The 7818-nt window shown below is 45.7% G+C and carries 8 protein-coding genes; 6 read left to right on the plus strand and 2 right to left on the minus strand.

From position 1 onward, the window contains the following. The first annotated feature begins 147 nt into the window (after positions 1-147). The 6 genes from thiC to B4J23_RS11565 all read left to right on the plus strand — a co-directional run bounded on the left by thiC (position 148) and on the right by B4J23_RS11565 (position 5544). Positions 148-2043, plus strand: a complete 1896-nt coding sequence (gene thiC / locus B4J23_RS11540; protein ID WP_179992201.1) for a phosphomethylpyrimidine synthase ThiC — start codon at positions 148-150, stop codon at positions 2041-2043. 79 nt (positions 2044-2122) lie between these two features. Next, the gene (locus B4J23_RS11545) at positions 2123-2758 is read left to right on the plus strand and encodes an NUDIX domain-containing protein (protein ID WP_179992202.1); all 636 of its coding nucleotides are present in this window, start codon (positions 2123-2125) and stop codon (positions 2756-2758) included. Further along, positions 2755-3567, plus strand: a complete 813-nt coding sequence (cpdA, locus tag B4J23_RS11550; protein ID WP_291360750.1) for a 3',5'-cyclic-AMP phosphodiesterase — start codon at positions 2755-2757, stop codon at positions 3565-3567. The genes B4J23_RS11545 and cpdA overlap by 4 nt, the downstream gene beginning before the upstream one ends. Before the next feature lie 209 nt (positions 3568-3776). Beyond that, complete coding sequence (gene dksA, locus B4J23_RS11555) at positions 3777-4304, plus strand: RNA polymerase-binding protein DksA (protein ID WP_004787252.1); 528 nt, start codon at positions 3777-3779, stop codon at positions 4302-4304. A gap of 2 nt (positions 4305-4306) precedes the next feature. Beyond that, positions 4307-5227: a tRNA glutamyl-Q(34) synthetase GluQRS gene (gluQRS, locus tag B4J23_RS11560; RefSeq protein WP_291360752.1), complete on the plus strand. Its 921-nt coding sequence runs from the start codon at positions 4307-4309 to the stop codon at positions 5225-5227. A gap of 56 nt (positions 5228-5283) precedes the next feature. Further along, a complete protein-coding gene (locus B4J23_RS11565) occupies positions 5284-5544 on the plus strand; it encodes a zinc ribbon domain-containing protein (protein ID WP_159124363.1) in 261 nt (86 codons plus the stop codon). Here the strand turns inward: B4J23_RS11565 and ftsW are convergent. Together ftsW and murD are read right to left on the minus strand one after the other, a co-directional pair. Further along, a complete protein-coding gene (gene ftsW, locus B4J23_RS11570) occupies positions 5533-6729 on the minus strand; it encodes a putative lipid II flippase FtsW (protein ID WP_180015015.1) in 1197 nt (398 codons plus the stop codon). The genes B4J23_RS11565 and ftsW overlap by 12 nt on opposite strands. Before the next feature lie 20 nt (positions 6730-6749). Beyond that, positions 6750-7818, minus strand: a 1069-nt coding sequence (gene murD, locus B4J23_RS11575; protein WP_291360756.1) for a UDP-N-acetylmuramoyl-L-alanine--D-glutamate ligase, incomplete at its 5' end; no start/stop codon positions are given.

Here is a 7818-nt window from a genome sequence, read left to right on the forward strand (position 1 = left end):
AGTACCGTTGAACCTGATCAGGTTAATACCTGCGTAGGAATCAAGCCATCTAAAAACGACTACCCTTGTTTTATCTACTCCCAGATAATTCTGTCCACGTTTTTGGTCGTGCTTGATTCGTTGATGTCATTCATAAGGATCATTGCAATGAGCCAGTTAACGAATCTTTCTTCTGAAACTCCCCTTACTCCACACGAACAGGAAGCGCGTGATCTGACCCGCATTCTGCCTGCTTCGCGTAAAGTCTATCTACAAGGCTCACGTCCTGATATTCAGGTGCCGATGCGGGAAATTTCTCTCAGCGAAACCCCGACTGGTCTGGGCGGTGAATATAATGCACCGTTGATGGTCTATGACACTTCAGGGGTTTATACCGATCCAAACGTTGAAATTGATCTGAATAAAGGCCTGCCAAATCTGCGTGAAGGCTGGATTGAACAGCGTAATGACACAGAAATGCTAGATGATTTAAGTTCTGAGTTTGGTCGCCAACGTCTGCGCGATATCCGTACTGCCAATATCCGCTTTGCCCATATCCAAAAACCACGCCGGGCTAAACTTGGCCAGAATGTGACCCAGATGCACTATGCCAAACAGGGCATTATTACGCCGGAAATGGAATATATTGCGATTCGGGAAAACCTGCGTCAGCTGGAAGGTACCGATATGCGCCAGCATCCGGGACAGAATTTTGGTGCCAAAAATTTACAGGAAATCACCCCTGAATTTGTCCGTCAGGAAGTCGCTGCAGGCCGTGCCATTATTCCTGCCAATATCAATCACCCTGAACTGGAACCAATGATCATCGGGCGCAATTTCCTGGTGAAAATCAATGCCAATATCGGGAACTCCGCACTAGGTTCAAGTATTGAAGAAGAAGTGTCAAAAATGACCTGGGCGACCCGCTGGGGTGCCGACACTATTATGGATCTGTCGACTGGTCAAAACATCCATGAAACCCGTGAATGGATTATCCGTAACTCTCCAGTGCCAATCGGTACCGTACCAATTTATCAGGCACTAGAAAAAGTCAACGGTGTAGCTGAAGACCTGACCTGGGAAATCTTTAAAGATACCTTGATTGAACAGGCTGAACAGGGCGTGGATTACTTCACGATTCATGCCGGTGTGTTATTGCGTTATGTACCACTGACCGCGAATCGTCTGACTGGTATTGTGTCACGTGGTGGTTCGATCATGGCACAGTGGTGTCTGGCACATCATCAGGAAAACTTCCTCTATACGCATTTCGATGAAATTTGTGAAATCATGAAAGCCTATGATGTGTCTTTCAGCCTTGGGGATGGCTTACGTCCGGGCTGTATTCAGGATGCCAATGACGAAGCGCAATTTGCCGAGCTACGGACTTTAGGTGAACTAACGCATCGTGCCTGGGAACATGATGTACAGGTGATGATCGAAGGTCCGGGGCATGTACCGATGCATATGATCAAGGAAAATATGGACCTACAACTGGAAGTCTGTAAGGAAGCCCCTTTTTATACTCTTGGGCCGTTAACCACAGATATCGCACCGGGTTATGACCACATTACTTCGGCGATTGGGGCCGCGATGATTGGCTGGTACGGTACGGCGATGCTTTGCTACGTGACACCGAAAGAACATTTAGGCTTGCCCAACAAGAAAGATGTGAAAGACGGCATCATTACCTACAAGATTGCCGCACATGCTGCCGACTTGGCCAAAGGTCATCCGGGAGCACAAGCGCGTGACAATGCCCTGTCCAAAGCCCGCTTTGAATTCCGTTGGGAAGATCAGTTTAACTTGAGTCTAGATCCGGACACAGCACGCAGCATGCATGATGAAACCATGCCCAAAGCGGCACATAAATCGGCTCACTTCTGCTCAATGTGCGGACCAAAGTTCTGTTCAATGAAAATCACCCAGAATGTGCGGGATTATGCCAGCCAGTTATCTGCTGATGAAACCCCGGCTGTAACGCAGGCAGAGATTGAAGCCGGCCTCAACCAGATGAAAAACGATTTCCACAGCTCTGGTCAAAAATTGTACCACAAGGTGTAAAACCGTAAAAAAAACAGTTGTTTTCATAAAAATCTCAGATAGGATGAAAAAAATAAGTTATTTCATCCTTTTCTGAGTTATGAATATTATTAAACAAGCCTCTTATAATAAAAAAGATTTTAGGATAGAGGCCCGTGAGTTTTTATATCGGGGATTTATTCAGGTGGAAAAAGTCACGTTAAGTCATCGTGTCTTCCATCAGGAATCTTATACACCTGCATTGCAGCGTGAGCTCATCCATCGTCCTGAAGCCGCTGGGGTACTGCTGTATAACGATCAACAGCAAAAATTCGGCTTGATTGAACAGTTCCGTATTGGTGGGCTGGATGATCAGGATACGCCATGGCAACTAGAAGTCATTGCCGGTGTACTGGATGGCGATGAAACGCCTGAGACCTGTATTCGCCGCGAAGCTTTCGAAGAGTCAGGCTGCACTGTTGATTCCTTACAGCATCTTTTCAGTTTCTACCCTTCTGCCGGTGCCTGCTCGGAACTGTTTCATCTTTATGTCGCCCAGACTGAACTGCCTGAAAAAGGCGGTATTTTTGGTATGCCGGATGAAGGGGAAAATATCCAGCTGCACATTCTGGATTATGCCGATATTCCGACCTTGCTGAGTAATGGTCGCCTTAGAAATGCACCTGTGATTATGGCCTTACAATGGCTACAACAGCATCAACAGGCTGTCCCGTCAGGTTTAAGGGGGCAGACATGACATCGGAAAAATTCAATCCTGCATCGACACAAGAATGGACCATTATCCAGATTTCTGACACCCATTTGATGGATCAGCCCAATCTGGAATTCGCGAATATGAATCCCGAGCAGAGCTTCCATGAAGTCATGCAGCATATTCAGCACAATTTTCCAGAAATGGATGCACTCGTACATACCGGTGATCTGGCACAGGTGCCGGTCGCAGAAACCTATACACGTTATTTAAAATATATCCAGTCTTGCCAGGTGCCCTATTACCAGATTCCGGGCAATCATGATGACATCAAGGTCTTTCCTTTTTATCAGGATCGAGATCAGGCTCATGCGATTCATTTTGGCAACTGGACCCTGATTTTACTAAATAGTGCAGTCCAGGATCGGATAGATGGTTGGGTAGAGCAGGCTCAACTGGAACAGCTAGACCAATTATTGCTTGAATATCGTAATCAGCATGTAGTTGTGGCTTGCCATCATCATCCTTTTGCGATGAAGTCGCACTGGATTGACCAGCACCGGCTAAAGAATGCCGAAGATCTAAAAGATGTAATGGCCCGGCACCAGAATGTGAAGCTGGTTCTGTTTGGTCATGTGCATCAGGATTCCTGCAATGAATGGCACGGTATCCAGTTTTTATCGACGCCATCGACCAGCGTACAGTTCAAACCCAAGAGTGATGAATTCGCGCTAGACCAGGCGGCACCTGGCTATCGTGTATTACATTTGAAACAAAATGGGGAGTTCGATACACATATCGAACGTGTGACCTTAAGCCAGCAAAATATTAATACCGAAATTTCAGGTTATTAACTTTGCATTTTATTTTTTTTGAATTACTTTATTGCAACCAAAGGAAATGTGATATCTATAATCCAGACATCAAAGACTATCAAAAAGCATAAAAAGTCTATATGATGACGACCCCCGTAGGAGGATAATCTTTCTACAGGGTGGATAAAAATTGCATATCACCATATTTTTTGCGTATTAACATACGCATATGATGAGGAATGCCCTAAATGGCGAATGACAACCAAAATCAAGTCTTAGACGAACAAACTGATGTTGTAGAGGAAAAACCTACAAAACGTGTGCGCAAATCTAAGCCGAAAACGACTGAGGGTGGTTCTACTGCTAGCTTATTTGGTATTGAACCTTATCAACCTAAAAAAAATGAAGAATACATGTCTGAAGGGCAGCTTGAACACTTCCGCCAAATTTTGATGGCATGGAAAGCTGAACTGATGTCAGAAGTTGATCGTACTTTAAATACGATGCAAGACGAAAATACTGCGCTTCCTGATGTAAATGACCGTGCGACTCAGGAAGAAGAATTTGCCATCGAACTTCGTACTCGTGACCGTGAACGTAAACTGATCCGCAAAATCGAGCAATCTATCGAAGCGATTAAAAACGATGACTACGGTTTCTGTGAAACTTGTGGTATCGAGATTGGTCTGCGCCGTCTAGAAGCACGTCCAACTGCAACTTTATGTATCGACTGCAAGACTTTGGCAGAGATCAAAGAGAAGCAAAATAACGGTTAAGCATGTCTTTAAGTAATCCCTCTCTGACCCTCCCTTTATCAAAGGGGGGGAAAGCTGAAGAGAATTACGTGGGCCGGTTCGCGCCATCGCCAACCGGCCCTTTGCATTTTGGTTCACTCATTACCGCAGTCGCTAGCTACTGTGATGCCAAAGCCCATCAGGGGCGCTGGCTAGTCCGCATTGAAGATACCGACATCCCGCGAATTTATCCCGGCAGCGAAGAACATATTTTGCGTGCCATGGATGCTTTTGAATTCGAGCCAGATGGAGAAATCATTTACCAGAAAGACCGTCTGGATATTTACGAAAATGTGATCCAACAACTGCGTCAGCAGGGTCTGGTCTATGCCTGCCAATGTACCCGCAAAATGCTGGGTTCTAATCATATTTATCAGGACACCTGTCGTGACTTAGGTTTGTCTTTTGAACATCAGGCGATTCGGGTCAAGGTTGAAGATGTTGAAATCTGTTTTGAAGACCGTCTACAAGGCCGACACTGCTCACAACTGAAAAAGGAGTTGGGTGACTTTGTACTGAAACGTCGTGATAGCATTATAAATTATCAGCTGGCAGTCGTAGTCGATGACTATCTGCAAGGCATGACCCATGTAGTCCGTGGCGCAGACCTTTTGGACAACACTGAACGTCAGATTTACCTAGGTCAATTACTAGGTTATCCGCGTTTAAGCTATATGCATTTACCACTGGCAATGAATGATCAGGGCCAGAAACTATCTAAACAAAACTTGGCGCAAGCACTGGATCTTGATCAGGCTTCCCTGCTCTTGCAAAAAGCACTTCAAGCCCTATGTCAGGTGCCCGTAGAACTGGATCGCCCTGCTCATATGCTCGAACAAGCCGTCGCACAATGGGATATTTCCCGAATCCCGCATACAACTGAGCTACAAGGTCACTATTTATAAAAACAGGTTTTCACTTAAGCTAAAAGCAATAACAAAGGCGAGTGAGGACTATAAAAATGTTTTTTATTTTTGGTGTAGGACCGAAAACCAAAGTCATTGAGAAAAGTCAGTTTCTTTGTCCAGTCTGCCGAACTCGTTCTGGGTATGAACTCAAACAGCAGCGTAATTATTTTTCTTTATTTTTTATTCCGCTGATTCCACTTTCTAAGGCAAAAAGTGCTTTTGTGCGTTGCCTGAATTGTGGAACTGTCATGCCGAGCACAGTACTTGACCATGCTCAGCCTGATCCACAGCGTCCGTCTAATCTAGAAGCTTGATTCTTCCCGGCTTGGATTGACCTGCTGGGTCGTTGAATCAATTTTCAGAATCAAACTGATCATCACTGCACAGACAATTAGTGATGAACCGCCATAACTAATAAATGGCAGGGTCAAACCTTTGGTTGGCAATAGGCCCATATTCATCCCGGCGTTTACCAGAATCTGTAACAGGAAAATGATACTGATCCCATAAGCCAGATAACCTGCACGCAAGTACTGATGCTGCAAGGCACGATGCCCAATCCGGATGCAGCAGACCATCACGGTGAAGGACAGAATCAGAATAGTAGAAATACCCAAGAAACCAAATTCTTCCCCTAAGATCGCCAACATAAAGTCAGTATGCGCTTCCGGCAGATAAGACATTTTCTGGATACTGTGGCCTAGCCCTACTCCCGTCCATTCGCCACGACCAAAGGCCATTAAGGCATTGGAAAGCTGATAACCGGTACCAAGCGGATCTTCCCAAGGATTCGAGAAAGACAGTAAACGTTGTAAACGATAAGGTTCCAGAGCAATCGCAGCAGCAAACGCACCTAATAAGGTTATAAAAGCAACACCGAACTGAATCCAGGGTGCACCAGCCAGGAAGAATACACCGAGCATGGTCAGGGTAATAACCACCGTTGCACCCAAGTCAGGCTCAAGAATAATCAGGCCAACGGTTGCACCCATGATGGCACTTAAACGTACCAAGCCCTTGATATTATTACGAACCTCTTCAGCACGACGCACGACGTAGTCTGCGGTAAAAATCGCCATCATGATCTTAGCGACTTCGGAAGCCTGCAAGGTAAAACCGGCTACCCGAATCCAGCGCTTGGAGCCGTTTACTTCAGTCCCGACAAAGAGTACGGCGACCAGCAAAACAATAGTAATAATCCATAAAAAGAAAGTGTTATTGAACCAGACTTTTAATGGAACTTTATAGGCTAAAAAGGCTGCACCCGCCGCAACCAGAATCGATATCGCATGCCGGGTTACATAGTGGAAAGCATTTTCATGCATCCGTTCCGCATAAGGCATGGATGCCGAGGCCACCATGATCGAACCGATGCACAGCAAAGCCAGTACACAAAAAATCAGCACATTACGCGGATTAACTTCAGCGGGCAGCTTAGGTACCCACTGCTGATAAAATTGATTAATTTTATTGATCGCAGTCTGAGCAAACTCAGCCATATCACGAATCCTTGTTGTTCTTAATTAAGTGCGTTGACATACGCAACGAACTGACGGCCACGCTCAGGATAGCCTGAGAACATATCAAAACTTGCACATGCCGGAGACAATAGCACGACATCATGTGGCTGGGTATTGCTCTGGCAGATTTCTACTGCTTTCTGCAGGCTTTCCGCATGCACAAGTGTCGTGGTTCCTTCAATTGCTGCTTCAATGATTGGACGATCTACACCAATCAACACCGCTACATTCGCGTATTTAGACAATGAATTACGTAAAGCAGTGAAGTCCTGGCCTTTGCCCTCGCCACCAAGAATGATTGCCACTTTCCCACCTTGTGCTTCGATCGCCGCACCTAGACCGTCTAAAGCTGCCAGAGTCGCACCGATGTTGGTACCTTTAGAGTCGTTATAATAACGCACACCATTAACTTCTTTGACAAATTCACAGCGATGTTCCAGCCCTTTAAAGGTTTTTAGTGTTTCCAGCATGCTGTCTATTGGCAAGCAAATTGCTTCACCTAAAGCCAAACAGGCCAAAGCATTCGCGACATTGTGCGTGCCTTGAATATATATGTCAGAACTTTTCAATAAACGTTCGCGTCCACGCGCTAACCAGATCGTGCCATCCGTGTCACGTAACACGCCGTACTGGTTTATATCAGGTGCATTTAAACCAAAGCTTTGCATTGGCGTTACATCCGGAACCAGTGGACGAGTCAGTGAATCATCGCGGTTATACACCACTTTTTTGACACCCTGGAAAATACGGTGTTTTGCTGTGTGGTAGCCCATCATGTCACCGTGACGATCCAGATGGTCTTCACTCATATTTAGCACGACTGCCACTTCAGCATTCAGATTCGACGTGGTTTCCAGCTGAAAACTTGAAAGCTCTAAAATATAAAGTTCAGGATTATCTTTGGTCAGATCCAGCGCAGGACGGCCAAGGTTGCCAACAACGGCCACTTTCTTACCTGCATCTGCGGCCATCAGGCCAATTAATGTGGTGACGGTACTTTTGGCATTTGAACCGGTAATCGCAACAATGGGTTTATCGGTAGAACGGCGCAGAATCTGGATTTCACTC

This window comes from Acinetobacter sp. UBA3025 (assembly GCF_002367915.1).
Taxonomy (GTDB): domain Bacteria; phylum Pseudomonadota; class Gammaproteobacteria; order Pseudomonadales; family Moraxellaceae; genus Acinetobacter.